Source organism: Pseudomonas putida, assembly GCA_029953615.1.
GTDB lineage: Bacteria > Pseudomonadota > Gammaproteobacteria > Pseudomonadales > Pseudomonadaceae > Aquipseudomonas.
Window position 1 is genome coordinate 1,471,991 of sequence record CP124529.1, and the last position, 19,248, is coordinate 1,491,238.

At 64.1% G+C, this 19,248-nt stretch carries 13 protein-coding genes and 3 pseudogenes; 13 read left to right on the forward strand and 3 right to left on the reverse strand.

Annotated elements, in window-relative coordinates; translation table 11 throughout:
• Positions 1-28: 28 nt before the first annotated feature.
• Positions 29-913: an ABC transporter substrate-binding protein gene (locus tag QIY50_06755; GenBank protein WGV21901.1), complete on the reverse strand. Its 885-nt coding sequence runs from the start codon at positions 911-913 to the stop codon at positions 29-31.
• A 148-nt stretch (positions 914-1,061) separates the two neighbouring features.
• Here QIY50_06755 and QIY50_06760 point away from each other — a divergent pair, with 148 nt between their 5' ends.
• Complete coding sequence (locus QIY50_06760) at positions 1,062-1,379, forward strand: Rieske (2Fe-2S) protein (GenBank protein WGV21902.1); 318 nt, start codon at positions 1,062-1,064, stop codon at positions 1,377-1,379.
• On the opposite strand, the gene sfsA is transcribed toward QIY50_06760, so the two are convergent.
• Both sfsA and QIY50_06770 read right to left on the reverse strand, forming a co-directional pair.
• Complete coding sequence (gene sfsA, locus QIY50_06765; protein WGV21903.1) at positions 1,369-2,082, reverse strand: DNA/RNA nuclease SfsA; 714 nt, start codon at positions 2,080-2,082, stop codon at positions 1,369-1,371. The two genes, QIY50_06760 and sfsA, sit on opposite strands and share 11 nt — an antisense overlap.
• A pseudogene (locus QIY50_06770) lies at positions 2,082-3,255 on the reverse strand (pyridoxal phosphate-dependent aminotransferase). Before QIY50_06770 ends, sfsA begins: the two are co-directional and overlap by 1 nt.
• Positions 3,256-3,465: 210 nt before the next feature.
• Here QIY50_06770 and dksA point away from each other — a divergent pair.
• The 12 genes and pseudogenes from dksA to QIY50_06830 all read left to right on the forward strand — a co-directional run bounded on the left by dksA (position 3,466) and on the right by QIY50_06830 (position 19,209).
• Positions 3,466-3,909, forward strand: a complete 444-nt coding sequence (dksA, locus tag QIY50_06775; protein WGV21904.1) for an RNA polymerase-binding protein DksA — start codon at positions 3,466-3,468, stop codon at positions 3,907-3,909.
• Positions 3,910-3,973: 64 nt separating this feature from the next.
• Complete coding sequence (gluQRS, locus tag QIY50_06780; GenBank protein ID WGV21905.1) at positions 3,974-4,861, forward strand: tRNA glutamyl-Q(34) synthetase GluQRS; 888 nt, start codon at positions 3,974-3,976, stop codon at positions 4,859-4,861.
• A gap of 154 nt (positions 4,862-5,015) precedes the next feature.
• Complete coding sequence (locus tag QIY50_06785) at positions 5,016-5,192, forward strand: hypothetical protein (protein WGV21906.1); 177 nt, start codon at positions 5,016-5,018, stop codon at positions 5,190-5,192.
• Positions 5,176-8,153, forward strand: a pseudogene (locus tag QIY50_06790) (ATP-binding protein). Before QIY50_06785 ends, QIY50_06790 begins: the two are co-directional and overlap by 17 nt.
• A 4-nt stretch (positions 8,154-8,157) precedes the next feature.
• Positions 8,158-9,600, forward strand: coding sequence for a sigma-54 dependent transcriptional regulator (locus tag QIY50_06795; protein ID WGV21907.1), 1,443 nt, complete (start codon positions 8,158-8,160; stop codon positions 9,598-9,600).
• Between the two features lie 838 nt (positions 9,601-10,438).
• Positions 10,439-11,828: pseudogene (locus tag QIY50_06800) on the forward strand (polynucleotide adenylyltransferase PcnB).
• The gene (gene folK / locus QIY50_06805; GenBank protein ID WGV21908.1) at positions 11,825-12,304 is read left to right on the forward strand and encodes a 2-amino-4-hydroxy-6-hydroxymethyldihydropteridine diphosphokinase; all 480 of its coding nucleotides are present in this window, start codon (positions 11,825-11,827) and stop codon (positions 12,302-12,304) included. Before QIY50_06800 ends, folK begins: the two are co-directional and overlap by 4 nt.
• Positions 12,305-12,566: 262 nt before the next feature.
• Positions 12,567-13,367, forward strand: a complete 801-nt coding sequence (gene panB, locus QIY50_06810) for a 3-methyl-2-oxobutanoate hydroxymethyltransferase (protein WGV21909.1) — start codon at positions 12,567-12,569, stop codon at positions 13,365-13,367.
• The gene (panC, locus tag QIY50_06815; protein ID WGV21910.1) at positions 13,364-14,227 is read left to right on the forward strand and encodes a pantoate--beta-alanine ligase; all 864 of its coding nucleotides are present in this window, start codon (positions 13,364-13,366) and stop codon (positions 14,225-14,227) included. The genes panB and panC overlap by 4 nt, the downstream gene beginning before the upstream one ends.
• 229 nt (positions 14,228-14,456) lie before the next feature.
• A complete protein-coding gene (gene pgi / locus QIY50_06820; protein ID WGV21911.1) occupies positions 14,457-16,121 on the forward strand; it encodes a glucose-6-phosphate isomerase in 1,665 nt (554 codons plus the stop codon).
• 242 nt (positions 16,122-16,363) lie between these two features.
• On the forward strand, positions 16,364-18,298 hold the full coding sequence (gene acs / locus QIY50_06825; protein ID WGV21912.1) for an acetate--CoA ligase: 1,935 nt from the start codon (positions 16,364-16,366) through the stop codon (positions 18,296-18,298).
• 41 nt (positions 18,299-18,339) lie between these two features.
• Positions 18,340-19,209 carry an oxygenase MpaB family protein gene (locus QIY50_06830; GenBank protein WGV21913.1) on the forward strand — a complete coding sequence of 290 codons (870 nt, stop codon included), beginning with the start codon at positions 18,340-18,342 and terminating at the stop codon, positions 19,207-19,209.
• Positions 19,210-19,248: the final 39 nt, after the last annotated feature.

The window sequence follows — 19,248 nt, forward strand, 5'->3', positions numbered from 1 at the left end:
AACAGCGTGCGTGGCTGGACCCGCTGCTTCATTGGGCGAGGCTGGCCTTGGCCGCCGGGTAGAAGGTAGCTGCCAGCGAATGCAGGGTTGCCGGCAGGCGTGGCCCGAGCCCGCCGACCAGCAGTGTCGGGTCAAGCGATACCAGGCGCTGCTCGCGCACGGCGCGGGAGGCCGCCAGCGCGGGGTTTTCTTTCAACAATGCCTGCAAGGCCTGCTCATCGGCCAGCGCCCGGTCGGAGAACACGATCACATCCGGATCCAGCGCCGCCAGTGCTTCGCTGGAGAAATTCTTGTAGCCCTGATGTGCCGCCAGGTTGCGCCCGCCTGCCTGGCTCAGCAGCCAATCACCGACGGTGCCCTGCCCGGCAATCAGCGGCTTGGCCCCGGCATGCCCGACCAACAGCAACACCCCTGGCGCCTTTTGCCCGGCCTGGGCCTGCCTGACCTTGGCCTGCAAGGCATCAAGCTGCTGGTGGTAGCCCGACACCAACGTTGCAGCCTGCTGTTCTGCGCCCAGCAATTGCCCCAGATGCTTGAGGTTTTCATCCACCGCCGCCAACTCGGCCTTGCTGGAGAACAGCTCGACCCGCACGCCAGCCTTGCGGATCTGTGCCAGTACCGGTGGCGGGCCCATTTCCTCGGTGCCCACCAGCACATCCGGGCGCAGGCTGAGAACGCCTTCCGCCGACAGCTGCCGCTGGTAGCCGACGCTGGGCAGTGACTTCAGTGATGACGGATGCTGGCTGGTAGTGTCCACCCCCACCAGTCGCGCTTCACCGCCCAACGCGCTGATCCATTCGCTCAGTGCGCCACCCGCGCTGACCCAACGCTGCGGCGTTTCGGCCGCCAAGGCCTGGCTGGAGAACACAAGGCTTGCGCACAGGGCAAGCAAGGCGACGGGACGGCGCATCATCGGGTTCCTTCTGCTGGCGGGCCGCGCGCCTTGTGGCGGGCGACGGAACTGCGCACCATAAGCAGCCGGGCGCAGCGAATGCGGGCAATTTGATAATTATTCGCATTGAAGCGTCAAGCCACCACGTGTTTAACGAGTCGTCCTTGCCATGCACTTCCTTTGTACTTCCCGCGACCTGGCCGAAGGCCAAAGCCGCGCCTTCAGCGTAGACGGCATCGAACTGTTCGGCGTGCGCCGCCAGGGCCAGGTGTACCTCTACAGCAACCGTTGCCCGCACCGTGGCATCCCGCTGAACTGGGCGGAAGATGCGTTTCTCGATGACAGCGCCAGCCTGATCCACTGCGCCCATCATGGCGCGCTGTTCCTGATCGAAAGTGGCGAATGCGTGGCCGGGCCGTGCGAGGGCGAGCAACTGCAGGCCCTGGGCTGCCACGAAGACAGCCAGGGCATCTGGTTCAAGGGGTAAGCAGCACCGGCAGGCGGCGGTCGATGACGATGCCTTCGGCATCCAGGCGTGTGCCGTAGGCCAGCACCTCCACCCCCTCCGCCACCGCCGCGCGCAGGGCCTGGGCATAGACCGCATCGATCTCCTCGGCCGGGCGCACCGCGTCGATACCGGTCAGGTTCACGCAATACAACTGCACCGCCCGCACGCCTCGCCTGGCCAGCTTCGCCAATTCGCGCAGGTGCTTGGCACCGCGCTGGGTCACCGCATCAGGGAAGGCCGCGACCGTGCTGTCGGGGTAGCCCAGCGTCACGCTCTTGACCTCGACATAGGCCGGGGCAGCACCGAACTCCAGGCGAAAGTCGATGCGGCTGCCTTCCTCGCCGTAGGCCACTTCCCGCCTTAGCGCGCTGAAGCCGGCCAGTTCGGCGATGATACCGGCACGCAGGGCCTCTTCGACCAGTGTATTGGCCCGCCCGGTATTCACGCAGGCTAGCCGCCCTTGCGGGGTTTCGCTGATTTCCCAGGTGCCCGGAAGCTTGCGCTTGGGGTCGCTGGAGCGGCTAAACCACACCTGTCCGCCTTCACGCATGCAGTTGAGCATGGAGCCGGTGTTCGGGCAGTGAATGGTCAGTTGTTCGCCGCCAGGCAGTTCGATATCCGCCAGAAAGCGTTTGTAGCGGCGCAGCAGGCGGCCCTGTTCAAGTGCGGGAAAGAACTGCATCAGCCTTGCCAGCTCCGCAGGCCGCGGGCAATGCGCTGCACCGCTTCTTCCAGGCGCGGCAGGCTCTGGGTGTAGGCAAAGCGCACATGGTGCCCGGCCAGATGGCGGCCGAAGTCCAGGCCCGGGGTGAAAGCCAGGTGTTCGGTCTCCAGGAAGTGTCGGCAGAAGGCGAAGGCGTCACCGCCAAAGGCACTGATGTCGGCATACAGGTAGAACGCCCCCTGCGGTTCGACGGCAATGCGGAAGCCCAGTTCGCGCAGGGCGGGCAACAGGTAGTCGCGGCGGCGGGCGAACTCGGCGCGGCGCTCCTCGAAAATGGCCAGGGTCTCGGGTTGGAAACACGCCAGCGCGGCATGCTGGGCCATGCTTGGCGCGCTGATGTACAGGTTCTGTGCCAGCTTCTCAAGGTCGGCCACCGCACCCAGGTGGCGCCACCAACCAGCCAAGGCGCCAACCGGTCATGCCGAAATACTTGGAAAAACTATTCAGTACGAAGGCCGAGTCGTCCACTTCCAGCACGCTGGGTGCGTCCATGCCATACGTCAGCCCGTGGTAGATCTCGTCCACCACCAGGTGGCCATGCCGCTCGCGGGTGGCGCGGGACAGGCCGGCCAGCTCGTCACGCCCCAGCACGGTGCCAGTCGGGTTGGCTGGCGAGGCGACCAGGGCACCGACCGTGTCCTTGTCCCAGTAGCGGTCGACAAGGTCGGCGGTCAGCTGGTAATTCACCTCCGGGCCCACCGGCACCAGCTGCGCCCCGCCCTCGACCAGGCGCAGGAAGTGGCGGTTGCACGGGTAGCCCGGGTCGGCCAGCAGCCAGTGCTTGCCAGGGTCGACCAGCAGGCTGCTGGCCAGCAGCAGCGCACCGGAGCCACCCGGGGTGATGAGAATGCGCTCTGGGTCGACACTCAGGCCGTAACGCTGGCCGTAGAAACCGGCAATGGCTTCGCGCAACGCCGGCAGGCCGCGTGCAGCGGTGTAGCGGGTATGCCCGGCGGCCAGTGCCGCCTGGCCGGCAGCAACGATGGGCGCGGCCGTGGTGAAGTCCGGCTCGCCGATTTCCAGATGGACCACGTCGTGTCCGGCCGCCTGCAACTCGTTGGCCCGGGCCAGCAGCGCCATGACGTGGAAGGGTTCGATGGCGCGGCTGCGCGCACTGTAGGGGTGGGCCATGACCTTCTCTCAATTGGGTCTAAACTGGAGATTCTACCTCTGCACGCCACCGAACGTGCGGCTCGCGCCGCTGTCAATTACCGAGATCGGGCGGGGTAGCGCACCCCCGATCTATCTGGTAAGTTCGGCGGCTCGCAGTCGCAGGGCCGGCGGGTGCCGGAGATGGAGCAGCCTGCGCATTGGATCAGATGAGTGAGAGGCGGTCTATTCATGTCCACCGTAGAAAAGCAAAAAGCCCAGACCATGTACGGTGTCGAGCCCTACGTAGAAACCAAAGGTGAAGAGTACATGGGCGAGCCCATGAAAAAGCACTTCACCAAGCTTCTCGGCGCCTGGAAACAAGAGCTGATGAACAGTGTCGACCGCACTGTGGACCACATGAAGGACGAGGCAGCCAACTTCCCCGACCCGGCCGACCGCGCCAGCCAGGAAGAAGAATTCGCCCTTGAGCTGCGCAACCGCGATCGCGAGCGCAAGCTGATCAAGAAAATCGACAAGACCCTCGACAAGATCAAGGCTGACGAGTACGGCTGGTGCGAATCGTGCGGCATCGAGATCGGCCTGCGTCGCCTGGAGGCCCGCCCTACCGCCGACCTGTGCTTCGACTGCAAGGAAATCGCCGAGAAAAAGGAAAAGACGGTCGGCAAAGGCTGATCTTTCTTTCCACCAGAACGGGGCGCATCATGCGCCCCGTTTCATTTATATGCCCAGCCTGAACATGACCGACTCAAGCTACATCGGGCGTTTCGCCCCCACCCCCAGCGGCTTCCTGCACTTCGGCTCGCTGGTCGCCGCCCTCGCCTCCTGGCTCGATGCCCGCGCCGTGAACGGCCGCTGGCTGCTGCGCATGGAAGACACCGATCCGCCTCGGGAAATGCCCGGTGCTCGCGATGCGATCCTGCAGACCCTGGAGCGCTACGGCCTGGAGTGGGACGGTGAAGTGGTGTTCCAGAGCCAGCGGCACGATGCCTATGCCACAGTGGTCGACCGCCTGTTCAACATGGGCCTGGCCTACGCCTGCACCTGCTCGCGCAAGCAGCTTGAGGGTTACAACGGCATCTACCCGGGCCTTTGCCGCAATGCCCGGCATGCGCGTGAAGGTGCGGCGATCCGCCTGCGGGTGCCAGAGCTGATCTACCGCTTTAGCGACCGGGTGCAGGGCGATTTCCAGCAACACCTGGGTCGTGAGGTGGGCGATTTCGTCATCCAGCGCCGCGACGGGCTTTATGCCTACCAGCTGGCAGTGGTGCTGGACGATGCCTGGCAAGGTGTTACCGATATCGTGCGGGGCGCCGACCTGCTCGACAACACCCCGCGCCAGCTGTACCTGCAAGAGCTGCTGGGCTTCTCTCAGCCGCGTTACCTGCATATTCCGCTGATCGTGCAGCCGGACGGACACAAACTGGGCAAATCGTACCGCTCGCCGCCGCTGCAGGCGGACCAGGCGACGCCGCTGTTGCTGCGGGCTCTGCGGGCGCTGGGGCAAGAAGCAAACCCCGAGTTGCTGCTGGCAACGCCAGCCGAAGTGCTGGCTGTGGCCCGCAAGCAGTGGCGGCCCGAGGCGATTGCGCAGCGGACCACGGTGCCAGAGGCTGATTTGCGCTGAGGCATTACCGGCCTCTTCGCGGGCACAGGCCCCCAAAACAAAAGCCCAACAAATTCAACCTCTTGGCGAACCCTATGGATTCCCGCTAGCATCCCCCCAGCCATTTGCGCCAATAATAAGTCCAAGCCCGCAGCGCCCAACCATCGAGGCCAGCATGTACATCTATCGTTTGGTCCTGCTTCTGGTCGTGGGGATCTACCTGTTCTCCCCGGCCATCATGGACTGGTGGATCGAGCCGACCGGAGCCTGGTATCGCCCTTACCTGCTCTGGCTGATCCTGATCGTCGTCACCTTCATCCTGCAGAGCCAACGAGATGCCGATGAGCTTTAGCCTGACCCAGATGATCCTGATCAGTGCCGCGTACCTCATGGTGCTGTTCGGCGTTGCCTGGATCAGCGAGCGGGGGCTGATCCCGCGTTCCATCATTCGCCACCCGCTGACCTACACGCTGTCGCTGGGCGTGTACGCCAGTGCCTGGGCCTTCTATGGCTCGGTGGGCCTGGCCTACCAGTACGGCTACGGCTTCCTTGCCTGTTACCTGGGGGTGTCCGGGGCGTTCCTGCTGGCACCGGTGCTGCTGTACCCGATCCTCAAGATCACCCGCACCTACCAGCTTTCATCGCTGGCCGACCTGCTGGCGTTCCGCTTCCGCAGCACCTGGGCCGGGGCACTGACCACCATCATCATGCTGATCGGTGTGCTGCCCTTGCTGGCCCTGCAGATCCAGGCGGTGGCCGACTCGATCAGCATCCTGACCGGTGAGCCGGTCAAGGCCCGGGTGGCTTTCGCCTTCTGTACGCTGATCATCCTGTTCACCATCTTCTTCGGTTCACGGCACATCGCCACGCGCGAAAAACACGAAGGGCTGGTATTCGCCATCGCCTTCGAGTCGGTGATCAAGCTGCTGGCACTGGGCGGCATCGGCCTGTATGCCCTGTATGGCGTGTTCGGCGGCCCGCACCAGCTGGAGGTGTGGCTGCTGCAGAACCAGACCGCCCTGGCGGCCTTGCACACCCCGCTGCAGGAGGGGCCATGGCGCACCTTGCTGCTGGTTTTCTTCGCCTCGGCCATCGTCATGCCGCACATGTACCACATGGCCTTCACCGAAAACCTCAACCCGCGCTCACTGGTCAGCGCCAGCTTGGGGCCTGCCACTGTTCCTGCTGCTGATGAGCCTGGCCGTACCGCTGGTGCTGTGGGCCGGCCTGCGCCTGGGCGCCAGCACCAACCCCGAGTATTTCACCCTGGGCCTGGGGATTGCCGCCAACAACCAGGCACTGGCGCTGCTGGCCTATATCGGCGGCCTGTCGGCTGCCAGCGGGCTGATCATCGTCACCACCCTGGCGCTGTCCGGCATGGCCCTCAACCACCTGGTGCTGCCGCTGTACCAGCCGCCGGCCGAAGGCAATATCTACCGCTGGCTGAAGTGGACCCGCCGCGCGCTGATCGTCGCCATCATCACCGCCGGCTTCATGTTCTACCTGACCCAGAACAACCACCAGAGCCTGGCCAACCTGGGCATTGTCGCCTTCGTCGCCACCTTGCAGTTCCTGCCCGGCGTGCTGTCGGTGCTGTACTGGCCCACTGCCAACCGCCGCGGCTTCATCGCCGGCCTGCTGGCCGGTACCCTGGTGTGGATGGTGACCATGCTGCTGCCGCTGCTGGGCAACCTGCAGGGCTTCTACATCCCGCTGCTGGACATGATCTACGTGCTGGACGACACCAGCTGGCACATGGCGGCGATCGCCTCGCTGGCAGCCAACGTGCTGCTGTTCACCCTGATCTCGCTGTTCACCAACGCCAGCAATGAAGAGGTCAGCGCCGCCGAAGCCTGCGCAGTGGACAACGTACGCCGCCCGCAACGCCGCGAACTGCACGCCGCCTCGCCGCAGGAGTTCGCCACCCAGTTGGCCAAGCCACTGGGCGCCAAGGCTGCGCAGAAGGAAGTGGAACAGGCCCTGCGCGACCTCTATCTGCCGTTCGATGAGCGCCGCCCCTATGCCTTGCGCCGCCTGCGCGACCGTATCGAGGCCAACCTGTCCGGCCTGATGGGGCCGAGTGTGGCGCAGGACATGGTCGAGACCTTCCTGCCGTACAAGTCTGGTAACGAAAACTACGTGACCGAAGACATCCACTTCATCGAAAGCCGCCTGGAAGACTACCACTCGCGCCTGACCGGCCTGGCCGCCGAACTCGACGCCCTGCGCCGCTACCACCGCCAGACTCTGCAAGAGCTGCCAATGGGCGTCTGCTCACTGGCCAAGGACCAGGAAATCCTGATGTGGAACAAGGCCATGGAGGAGCTCACCGGCATCGCCGCCAAGCACGTGGTCGGCTCGCGCCTGGTCACCATCGACGAGCCCTGGCGCGGCCTGCTGCAAGGGTTCATCAACGTGCCCGACGAACACCTGCACAAGCAGCGCCTGGCGCTGGATGGCCAGCCGCGCTGGCTGAACCTGCACAAGGCGGCGATCGACGAGCCGCTGGCACCCGGCAACAGCGGCCTGGTGCTGCTGGTAGAGGACCTTACCGAAACCCAGGCGCTGGAGGACAAGCTGGTACACTCCGAACGCCTGGCCAGCATCGGCCGCCTGGCGGCTGGCGTGGCCCACGAGATCGGCAACCCGATCACCGGCATCGCCGTGCCTGGCGCAGAACCTGCGCGAAGAGCGTGAGGGTGATGGCGAAATCACCGAGCTGTCCAGCCAGATTCTCGAACAGACCAAGCGAGTATCGCGCATCGTGCAGTCGCTGATGAGTTTCGCCCATGCCGGCGGCAGCCACCAGAACAGCGAAGAGCCGGTGTGCCTGGCCGAAGTGGCGCAGGACGCCATTGGTCTGCTGGCGTTGAACCGGCGTAATTTCGAAGTACAGTTCTTCAACCTCTGCGACCCGGACCACTGGGTCGAAGGGGACCCGCAGCGCCTGGCCCAGGTGCTGATCAACCTGCTGTCCAACGCCCGCGATGCCTCTCCGCCCGGCAGTGCCGTGCGCGTGCGCAGCGAGGTCAACGAGCACACCGTCGACCTGATCGTCGAGGACGAAGGCAGCGGGATCCCGAAGAACATCATGGACCGCCTGTTCGAACCCTTCTTCACCACCAAGGACCCGGGCGAAGGAACCGGACTGGGGCTCGCTCTGGTCTATTCCATCGTGGAAGAGCATTATGGGCAAATCACCATCGACAGCCCGGCCGATATCGAACGGCAACGTGGCACCCGGATCCGCGTGACCCTGCCCCGGCATGTCGTAGCGACGTCCCCTGAAATTCGAGACCGTCGAGAGAATTGAATCAATGCCGCACATTCTGATCGTCGAAGACGAAACCATCATCCGCTCGGCCTTGCGTCGCCTGCTCGAACGGAACCAGTACCAGGTCAGCGAAGCCGGCTCGGTGCAGGAAGCCCAGGAACGCTTCAGCATTGCCACCTTCGACCTGATCGTCAGCGACCTGCGCCTGCCAGGCGCGCCCGGCACCGAACTGATCAAGCTCGGCCAAGGCACACCGGTGCTGATCATGACCAGCTACGCCAGCCTGCGCTCGGCGGTAGACTCGATGAAAATGGGCGCGGTGGACTACATCGCCAAGCCCTTCGACCACGACGAAATGCTGCAAGCGGTGGCGCGTATCCTGCGTGACAGGCAGAACGCTCCGGCTGCCGCTCCAGCGGCCGAGCCACGCGCCACCAATGGCAAGGCCGCACCGGCCGACAAAGGCAGCGCAGCAGCCGCCAATGGCGAAATCGGTATCATCGGCTCATGCCCGCCGATGCAAGACATGTACAGCAAGATCCGCAAGGTCGCGCCCACCGACTCCAACGTGCTGATCCAGGGCGAGTCAGGCACCGGTAAAGAGCTGGTTGCACGCGCCCTGCACAACCTCTCGCGCCGGGCCAAGGCGCCGATGATTTCGGTGAACTGCGCGGCCATCCCGGAGACACTGATCGAATCCGAATTGTTCGGCCACGAAAAAGGCGCGTTCACCGGCGCCAGCGCCGGGCGCGCCGGCCTGGTGGAAGCCGCCGATGGCGGTACCCTGTTCCTCGACGAAATCGGTGAGCTGCCGCTGGAAGCCCAGGCCCGCCTGCTGCGCGTGCTACAGGAAGGCGAGATTCGCCGGGTGGGTTCGGTACAGTCGCAAAAGGTCGATGTACGCCTGATCGCCGCGACCCACCGTGACCTGAAGAACCTGGCCAAGGCCGGCCAGTTCCGTGAAGACCTGTATTACCGCCTGCACGTGATCGCCTTGAAACTCCCCGCCCTGCGCGAGCGCGGCAGTGACGTAAACGAAATCGCCAGCGCCTTCCTCGCCCGCCAGAGTGCGCGCATCGGCCGTGACGACCTGCACTTCTCGGCCGAAGCCGAGCAGGCCATTCGTCACTACAGCTGGCCGGGTAACGTGCGAGAGCTGGAAAACGCCGTGGAGCGTGCGGTGATCCTCAGCGAGAGCGCAGAAATCTCCGCCGACCTGCTGGGCATCGACATCGAGCTGGGTGACCTGGAGGAGGACGAAATCCTCGACAACGCCCTGGCCGTGGCCAGTGCGACGAATGCCAGCCATGAGCCGACCGAGGACCTGTCGCTGGAGGACTACTTCCAGCACTTCGTTCTCGAACACCAGGATCACATGACCGAGACCGAGCTGGCCCGCAAGCTCGGGGTCAGCCGCAAGTGCCTGTGGGAACGCCGCCAGCGCCTGGGCATCCCGCGGCGCAAGAGCAACGCTACCAGCGAGTAACCGCGTTATCTGGGCGGGAGGTTCCTCCTGCCTCTATCGACAACCTCTCCGGCCTCTTCGCGGGCACGCCCGCTCCCACAGGAATTTCATTGCCCTCAAGGGTGATGCAATGCCTGTGGGAGCGGGCGTGCCCGCGAAAGGGCCAGCAAAGCCAGCGCACACCCCTGGGTAACACATCAGCCCCCGCAAAAATCTGTTACCCAAGCTTTCCGCCGTAACAGTTCCCGAGGCGTACGGTAACGAAATTTCGACATTTTCGACCACTGAAAAACTGTCAGTCGCCCGCAACCCCTTGATTTTACTGGGTTTGCAAAAGTTGGCACGGCACCTGCTATATGTCTGGTACAAGAACAATAACAAGCACTGCAACTCAGAATAAGAACAAGACGAAACGGCTCACGCACAATAAAAACAAGACGGCGGAGGCGCAGCTAACTGATTCTTTTGGAGAGGATGCGTGTTTGGGGCTTGCCCCACAACCAGGCAGAGAACAATAAAAACTGCACTAAAAAGCAGCGCCTGAACTGGTTGGATCGACAGATCAACGTGACATCAGCGACCAAAGCAATCCGTTTGCTCTTAACCCCTGGATTAGGGGTCGTCCACAAGCTTCGAGATTTGTGGACAGGGCACTCAACAAAAACAAGAAGCCCAGCAAAAAAACAATAAGAGCACGCAACGACTTCTTGGGGAGCTTAGGCTCCCCTTGTCGTTTCTACCCTCCGGCAGGCATCCTGCTACCCGCCTACACCATTCCTTGAGTAAATGCTAGAATCCCCGCCCATCATGCGGCCATTCTCCTATTCTTGGCCGAACATTCCTTCAAACAGTGCATCCCATGCTGAAGAAGCTGTTCCAGTCGTTTCGCCCGCCCGTACCGGGCCCGCACCACAGGCGCACCACGCCTGAGGTGATCAACAAGAGCCAGCACTCGCTGCAACGCCACCAGTTCAGCCGCCATGCGGTGAACATCGTGGAACGCCTGCAGAGCGCCGGTTACCAGGCTTACCTGGTCGGTGGCTGCGTCCGCGACCTGATGCTGGGTATCACGCCGAAAGACTTCGACGTCGCCACCAGCGCCACCCCCGAACAGGTCCGTGCCGAGTTCCGCAACGCGCGCATCATTGGTCGCCGCTTCAAGCTGGTCCACGTGCATTTCGGCCGTGAGATCATCGAAGTTGCCACCTTCCGCGCCCACCACTCGGAAGACGACCAGGGCGACAGCCACCGTTCGTCGCACAATGCCAGTGGCCGCATCCTGCGCGACAACGTGTACGGCACCCTGGAAGAAGACGCGCAACGTCGCGACTTCACCATCAACGCCCTGTACTACGACCCGGTCAGCGAGCGCATACTCGACTACGCCAATGGCGTACACGATATCCGCAACCGCCTGCTGCGCCTGATCGGCGACCCTACCCACCGCTATCAGGAAGACCCGGTGCGCATGCTGCGCGCGGTGCGCTTCGCCGCCAAGCTCGACTTCGGCATCGAAAAGCACACGGTCCAGCCGATCCGCGAACTGGCCCCGCTGCTGCGCGAGATTCCGCCCGCGCGCCTGTTCGAAGAAAGCCTGAAGCTGTTCCTTTCCGGCCAGGGCGCCATCGCCTTCGAAATGCTGGTCGACCTGCAGTTGTTCGAGCCGCTGTTCCCGGCCAGTTCGCATGCCCTGGACGAGCGCCCGACCTACACCCACACGCTGATCAGCCAGGCGCTGCACAACACCGACTTGCGCGTGAAGCAAGGCAAACCGGTAACCCCGGCGTTCCTCTTCGCCGCACTGCTGTGGCCAGCCCTGCCGGCCCGCGTGCTACACCTGCAGAACCAGGGCGTGCCGCCGATCCCGGCCATGAACGGTGCGGCCCACGACCTGATCGCCGAGCAGTGCGCACGCATCGCCATCCCGCAAGCGCTTCACCCTGCCGATCCGCGAGATCTGGGACATGCAGGAGCGCCTGCCACGCCGCAGCGGCAAGCGCGCCGACGTGCTGCTGGACAACCCGCGCTTCCGCGCCGGCTACGACTTCCTGCTGCTGCGGGAAAGCGCCGGGGAAGAAACCGACGACCTCGGCCAGTGGTGGACCGACTACCAGGATGCCAACGACAGCGAGCGCCGCGAGATGATCCGCGAGCTGGGCAGCCGTGACGAAGGCACTGGTGCCGGCCCGCGCAAACGCAAGCGCAGCGGTGGCAAACGCAAGCGCAGTGGCGACGAGGCGTTCGAGTGAGCACCCGCGCCTATATCGGCCTGGGCAGCAACCTGGACGCACCGGCCGAGCAGCTGCGCAGCGCCTTGCAGGCCCTCGACCAGGTCGAAGCCACACGCCTGGTGGCCGCCTCGGCCCTGTACACCAGCGATTCGCTGTTACCCGGCCAGCCGCGCTACACCAATGCCGTCGCAGCCCTGGACACTGCCCTGGCGCCGCTGGCCCTGCTCGATGCCCTGCAGGCCATCGAGAACGAACAAGGCCGTGTGCGCAAGGAGCGCTGGGGCCCGCGCACACTGGACCTCGATATCCTGCTGTTCGGCGATCAGGTGCTCGACGAGCCGCGCCTGAAAGTGCCGCATTACCACATGCATGCCCGGCCTTTCGTGCTGTACCCGCTGGCGGAACTGGTACCGGGCGATTTCCGCCTGGCCGATGGCCGCGCCCTCGCGCAACTGCTCGACGATTGCCCGTTCGTCGGCCTGGAACGCCTGTAAACCGGGCGTTCCAGCCTTGTACACTAGCGCGGTAACGCCAGTAACACCCTGATCGTAACAATGCGGTAACAGGGTGATTGACTTCCCCCACCTCGCTCACGACTATAGGCGTCCCGTGTGGCACCAAAGTGCCGCATACCCGTATTTAGGCCCGGACGGACCTGTGCCCGAACATCACGCGCGATGATGTGCCGCTCCGGAAGATGACTACACGCGTTGAATGCAGTCGTTTTTTACAGCGCCTGAACGAGGAATTTCCTACATGCCTGAAGTAACCCTGACCACCCTCAATGGCCTCAAGGCCAAGGGTGAAAAAATCACCATGCTGACCTGCTACGATGCGACCTTCGCCAAGGCCGCCAGCCAGGCCGGTGTCGAAGTGTTGCTGGTGGGCGACTCGCTGGGCATGGTCCTGCAAGGCCACGACAGCACACTGCCGGTGACCACCGCGGACATGGCCTACCACACCGCCAGCGTCAAACGTGGCAACGACGGCGCGCTGATCCTCGCCGACCTGCCGTTCATGGCGCATGCCACCCCGGAGCAGGCCTTTGCCAACAGCGCCACGCTGATGCAGGCCGGCGCCCACATGATCAAGATCGAAGGCGCTGCCTGGCTGGCCGAGACCATCCGCCTGCTGGCCGAGCGTGGCGTGCCAGTGTGCGCGCACATGGGCCTGACCCCGCAAACCGTCAATGTGCTAGGTGGCTACAAGGTCCAGGGTCGTCAGGAAGCCCAGGCCCGGCAAATGCGCGCCGACGCCATCGCCCTGGAGCAAGCGGGTGCGGCCATGCTGCTGCTCGAATGCGTGCCCAGCGAGCTGGCAGCGGAAATCACCAGTGCCGTGGCCATTCCGGTGATCGGCATTGGCGCCGGCAGCGGTACCGATGGCCAGGTACTGGTCCTGCACGACATGCTCGGCCTGTCGCTGAGCGGCCGGGTACCGAAGTTCGTGAAGAACTTCATGCAAGGCCAGCCGGATATCCACAGCGCCCTCGTCGCTTACGTCGAGGCGGTCAAGCAAGTCAGCTTCCCAGGCAGCGAACACGGGTTCAGTGCATGAATACAGTCAAGACCGTCCGCGAACTGCGCGCCGCAGTCGCCCGCGCCCGCGGTGAAGGCAAGCGCATCGGCTTCGTGCCGACCATGGGCAACCTGCACAGCGGCCACGCGGCGCTGGTGACCAAGGCCGCGCAGCGCGCCGATTTCGTGGTCGCCAGCATCTTCGTCAACCCGCTGCAGTTCGGCGCCAACGAAGACCTCGACAAGTACCCGCGCACCTTGGCTGCCGACCAGGAGCGCCTGCTCCAGGCTGGCTGCAATCTGCTGTTCGCGCCCAGCGTCGAAGAGATGTACCCCGACGGCATGAGCGTGCAAACCCGCGTCAGCGTGCCCCAACTTTCCGAAGGCCTGTGCGGCGCCAGCCGGCCCGGGCATTTCGAAGGTGTGGCCACCGTGGTCAACAAGTTGTTCAACATGGTCCAGCCCGATCTTGCCGTGTTCGGTGAAAAGGACTTCCAGCAGCTGGCGGTGATCCGTGCCATGGTGCGCGACCTGAACATGCCGATCCAGATCATCGGCGAGCCCACGGTGCGGGCCGAAGATGGCCTGGCGCTGTCGTCGCGCAATGGTTACCTCACGCCTGAGCAACGTGCTACCGCGCCTGCGCTGTACCGCACGTTACAGCACATCGCGGCTGCCATTGGCCGGGGTCAGCGGGACTTTGCCGCGCTGGTTGCCGAAGGCCAGGCGCAGTTGACCGCAGCCGGGTTCCGCCCCGATTACCTGGAAGTGCGTCATGCCGTGAGCCTGCGCCCGGCGCAGCTCGATGACCGTGACGTGGTGGTGATTGCTGCGGCTTACCTGGGTAACACCCGGTTGATCGACAACCTGTACCTGCATGTAGAAGATAAGACCGCGTAACGCCTTGGGGCTGCTTTGCAGCCCATTCGCAGCACAAGGCTGCTCCTACAGAAGATCACCTTCCTTTGTAGGAGCAGCCTTGTGCTGCGAATGGGGCGCAAAGCGCCCCCCAAATTCCCCCGCCATACCCATTCCCTGCAAGTGGGCTTTGCCTATAATGGTGCCAGCCTGAACCCGGCAATGCCTGCCGTGTCCAAGGTCTCACCACGCACCAAGGGAACCCCGCGCAATGGCGTATTACCGTACACCCCACGATGTCACGGCCCTGCCCGCCTGGCAGGCGCTTCAGCAACACCGCGACGCCATGCAAGGCTTCAGCATGCGCGAAGCCTTCGCCGCCGATACCAAGCGCTTCGATCAGTTCTCCCTGAGCTCCTGTGGCCTGTTCCTCGACTATTCGAAAAACCTGATCACTGAACAAAGCCGCGACCTGCTGGTGAACCTGGCCAACGAAGTGGGCCTGCAGGACGCCATCAAAGCGATGTTCAGCGGCGAAATCATCAACGCCTCCGAAGGTCGCCCGGTGCTACACACCGCCCTGCGCCGTCCGGTAGGTGACAAGCTCAGTGTCAACGGCGTGAACGTCATGCCGGAAGTGCACAAGGTGCTCAACCAGATCACCGAACTGGTCGGCCGTATCCACGACGGCCTGTGGCGCGGCTACAGCGAAAAACCGATCACCGACGTGGTCAACATCGGCATCGGTGGCTCGTTCCTCGGCCCCGAGCTGGTCTCCGAGGCGCTGCTGCCCTACGCCCAGCGCGGCGTGCGCTGCCACTACCTGGCAAACATCGATGGCAGTGAGTTCCACGAGCTGTCGGCCAACCTGCGCGCCGAAACCACCCTGTTCATCGTCTCGTCGAAGTCGTTCAACACCCTCGAGACCCTGAAGAACGCCATGGCCGCGCGGACCTGGTACCTGGCCCAGGGTGGCTCGGAAGCCGAGCTGTACCGCCACTTCATCGCCGTTTCCAGCAACAAGGCCGCCGCCGTGGCCTTCGGTATCCGCGAAGAAAACATCTTCCCGATGTGGGACTGGGTGGGCGGGCGCTACTCGCTGTGGTCGGCCATCGGCCTGCCGATCGCCCTGGCCATCGGTACTGCCAACTTCAAGGAACTGCTGTCCGGTGCCTACACCATGGACCAGCACTTCCAGACCGCGCCGTTCGACAAGAACATGCCGGTGCTGCTGGCCCTGCTGGGCGTTTGGTACGGCAACTTCTGGGGCGCCAGCAGCCACGCGATCCTGCCGTACGACCACTACCTGCGCAACATTACCAAGCACTTGCAACAACTGGACATGGAGTCCAACGGCAAGAGCGTGCTGCAGGACGGCACCCCGGTGAAGACCGACACAGGCCCGGTGATCTGGGGCGGTGTCGGCTGCAACGGCCAGCATGCCTACCACCAGTTGCTGCACCAGGGCACTCAGCTGATTCCGGCTGACTTCATCGTGCCGGTGGTGAGCTTCAACCCGGTGGCCGACCATCATCAGTGGCTGTACGCCAACTGCCTGTCGCAGAGCCAGGCGCTGATGCTGGGCAAAACCCGCGAAGAAGCCGAAGCCGAGCTGCGCGGCAAAGGCCTGAACGAAGCGGACATCGAAAAGCTCGCCCCGCACAAGGTGATCCCGGGCAACCGCCCGAGCAACACGCTGGTGGTGGAACGCATCAGCCCGCGCCGCCTGGGCGCGCTGGTGGCGATGTACGAGCACAAGGTCTTCGTACAGAGCGTGATCTGGGGCATCAACGCCTTCGATCAATGGGGCGTGGAGCTGGGCAAGGAGCTGGGCAAGGGCGTTTACCAACGTCTTGTAGGGAGCCTGGAAGACAGCGCCGAAGATGGCTCCACCCAAGGCCTGATCAACTACTTCCGCGGTCGCCACCGCGGTTGATCCCAAAGCCGTCACTCGGTCGCTCTGTGTAGGAGCGGCCTTGTGTCGCGATGGGCCGCAGAGCGGCCCCGGGATTTCAGCACTGGCGCATCAATTGTGGGGGCCGCTCTGCGGCCCATCGCGACACAAGGCCGCTCCTACAGGGACCGAGTCTATCCTCAAGGAACACCACCTCTAGCTACACTGTCCTATCGAATAGCCGTTGCAGTCCATCGCCCCTTACAAGAGCAGGACCACCCGCCATGTTCGATATTCGCAACTACCCCCAGGCCCTGGCCGTCAGCCAGTCCGCCGCCCTCACCCCCGACGAGTACCGCCGCCTCTACCGCCAGTCGGTGGACGACCCCGACGCCTTCTGGGCCGAGCAGGCCAAGCGCCTGGACTGGATCAAGCCCTGGACGAGCGTGCAGCAATGCGACCTGAAGACCGGCAACGCCCGCTGGTTCGACGGCGCGCAACTCAATGTCAGCTACAACTGCATCGACCGCCACCTGGCCCGACGTGGCGAACAGACCGCATTGCTGTGGGAAGGCGATGACCCCAAGGATTCCAAGGCCATCACCTACCGCGAACTGCACCGCCAGGTCTGCCGCCTGGCCAATGCCTTGAAAGCACGCGGGGTGAAGAAAGGCGACCGGGTGTGCATCTACATGCCGATGATCCCCGAGGCCGCCTTCGCCATGCTTGCCTGCACCCGCATCGGTGCCATCCACTCGGTCGTGTTCGGCGGCTTTTCGCCCGACGCCCTGCGCGACCGCATCCTCGATGCCGACTGCCGCACGGTGATCACCGCCGATGAAGGCGTGCGCGGTGGCAAACGCATCCCGCTGAAACACAACGTCGACAAAGCCCTGACCAGCTGCCCAGCGGTCAGCAGCGTGTTCGTGGTGCGCCGCACCGGCGGCGATGTTGCCTGGGCCGATGGCCGTGACCTCTGGTACCACGAGGCGACGGAAAAGGCCGGCGACGACTGCGCTCCCGAGCCGATGGGCGCCGAAGACCCGCTGTTCATCCTCTACACCTCCGGCAGCACCGGCAAACCCAAGGGCGTGCTGCACACCACCGGCGGCTATCTGCTGCAGGCCACCCTCACCTTCAAGGTGGTGTTCGACTACCGTGAAGGCGAGGTGTTCTGGTGCACCGCCGATGTCGGGTGGGTCACCGGCCACAGCTACATCGTCTATGGTCCGCTGGCCAACGGCGCGATCTCGCTGATGTTCGAAGGCGTACCCAACTACCCGGACACCTCGCGCTTCTGGAAAGTGGTGGACAAACACAAGGTGAACATCTTCTATACCGCCCCGACCGCCCTGCGCGCGCTGATGCGCGAAGGCTCCGCGCCGCTGCAGAGCACTTCACGCCAGAGCCTGCGCCTGCTGGGTAGCGTCGGCGAGCCGATCAACCCCGAAGCCTGGGAATGGTATTTCGAGGAAGTCGGGCAAAAGCGCTGCCCCATCGTCGATACCTGGTGGCAGACCGAAACCGGCGGCATCATGCTTACCCCGCTGCCCGGCTCGCAGTCGCTCAAGCCCGGCTGTGCCACCCAGCCCATGTTCGGCGTGCAACCAGCGCTGCTGGACGAAAAGGGCAAGCTCATCGAAGGCGCCGGTGCCGGCCTGCTGGTGATCAAGGCCAGCTGGCCCGGGCAGATCCGAAGCGTCTATGGTGACCATCAGCGCATGGTCGACACCTACTTCAAGCCAATGCCAGGCTATTACTTCACCGGCGACGGTGCCCGCCGTGATGCCGATGGTGACTACTGGATCACCGGGCGTATCGATGACGTGATCAACGTTTCCGGCCACCGCATCGGTACTGCCGAAGTGGAAAGCGCGCTGGTGCTGCATGACAGCGTCGCCGAAGCGGCAGTGGTCGGTTACCCCCACGACCTCAAGGGCCAGGGCGTTTACGCCTTCGTCACGCCCATGAATGGCGTAACGCCGGACGACGCACTCAAGGCCGAGTTGCTGGCCCTGGTCAGCAAGGAAATCGGCAGTTTCGCCAAACCCGAGCTGATCCAGTGGGCCCCGGCGTTGCCCAAGACACGCTCAGGCAAGATCATGCGGCGTATACTGCGCAAGATCGCCTGCAACGAGCTGGACAACCTTGGGGATACCTCGACCCTGGCCGACCCCAGCGTGGTGCAGGGCCTGATCGACAAACGCCTCAACCAGTAACCGGCGGCCGCTGTCCATGGCCGCCCTGAACACAGGTCGCCATGGAAGCCCTTCGCCGTCGCATCGAAACCCAGGTCATGAGCCTTACCGGGCTGGCCCTCGGCCAGCTCGACCTGGAGTCGCCCAAGGGCGATCCCGGCCTGTTCGGCCCGCACAGCATCAGCTGGCGGGTACATGGCGACTTCCCGAGCATGCTGGTGGGCGGCATCAGCGCCCTCATGCTGCAGCTCCTGCACCCGCTGGCCCTGGCCGGGGTGTGGGACCACTCCAACTTCCGTGAAGACCTGCTCGGCCGCCTGCGCCGTACCAGCCAGTTCATCTCCGGCACCACCTTCGGCGCCACCCGCGATGCCGAATGGCTGATCGACAAGGTACGCACTATCCATCTGCAGGTGACCGGCACCGCACCGGATGGCCGCCCGTATGCGGCCAGCGACCCCGACCTGCTGACCTGGGTGCATGTGGCGGAAGTCAGCAGCTTCCTGAGTGCCCACCTGCGTTACTGCAACCCGCATCTTGCAGTTGCCGAACAGGACGCCTATTACGCAGAGATCGCGCTGATTGCCGAGCGCCTGGGTGCGCGCAACGTGCCGCGCTCGCGCCAGCAGGTCGAGGATTACCTGCTGCGTATGCGCCCACAGTTGCTTTGCGATGCCCGCAGCCTGCAGGTGCTCGATATCCTGCTCGACGCCCCCGCCCCCAGCCGCCTGGCACAGCCGGTGGGCAAGCTGATGCTGCACGCTGGCCTCGACCTGCTACCTGATTGGGCCCAGGCCATGCTCGGCCTGCAGCAAGGTCCGTTGCAGCGGCGCATGATCCGGCTGGGCCTGCAGCGCACCGCGCCAGTACTGCGCTGGGCGATGCGTGACGGCTCGGCGCACCGGGCCAGACGGCGCATGGGCATCGAATGAGGTCGAATGGTCGCCTCAGCGGAACTGATTTAACGTGCC

Excerpts from the sequence above, each read along its gene's own strand:
- QIY50_06755 (WGV21901.1), bottom strand. The coding sequence starts at position 913 with ATGATGCGCCGTCCCGTCGCCTTGCTTGCCCTGTGCGCAAGCCTTGTG.
- QIY50_06760 (WGV21902.1), top strand. The coding sequence starts at position 1,062 with ATGCACTTCCTTTGTACTTCCCGCGACCTGGCCGAAGGCCAAAGCCGC.
- sfsA (WGV21903.1), bottom strand. The coding sequence starts at position 2,082 with ATGCAGTTCTTTCCCGCACTTGAACAGGGCCGCCTGCTGCGCCGCTAC.
- dksA (WGV21904.1), top strand. The coding sequence starts at position 3,466 with ATGTCCACCGTAGAAAAGCAAAAAGCCCAGACCATGTACGGTGTCGAG.
- gluQRS (WGV21905.1), top strand. The coding sequence starts at position 3,974 with ATGACCGACTCAAGCTACATCGGGCGTTTCGCCCCCACCCCCAGCGGC.
- QIY50_06785 (WGV21906.1), top strand. The coding sequence starts at position 5,016 with ATGTACATCTATCGTTTGGTCCTGCTTCTGGTCGTGGGGATCTACCTG.
- QIY50_06795 (WGV21907.1), top strand. The coding sequence starts at position 8,158 with ATGCCGCACATTCTGATCGTCGAAGACGAAACCATCATCCGCTCGGCC.
- panB (WGV21909.1), top strand. The coding sequence starts at position 12,567 with ATGCCTGAAGTAACCCTGACCACCCTCAATGGCCTCAAGGCCAAGGGT.
- panC (WGV21910.1), top strand. The coding sequence starts at position 13,364 with ATGAATACAGTCAAGACCGTCCGCGAACTGCGCGCCGCAGTCGCCCGC.
- pgi (WGV21911.1), top strand. The coding sequence starts at position 14,457 with ATGGCGTATTACCGTACACCCCACGATGTCACGGCCCTGCCCGCCTGG.
- acs (WGV21912.1), top strand. The coding sequence starts at position 16,364 with ATGTTCGATATTCGCAACTACCCCCAGGCCCTGGCCGTCAGCCAGTCC.
- QIY50_06830 (WGV21913.1), top strand. The coding sequence starts at position 18,340 with ATGGAAGCCCTTCGCCGTCGCATCGAAACCCAGGTCATGAGCCTTACC.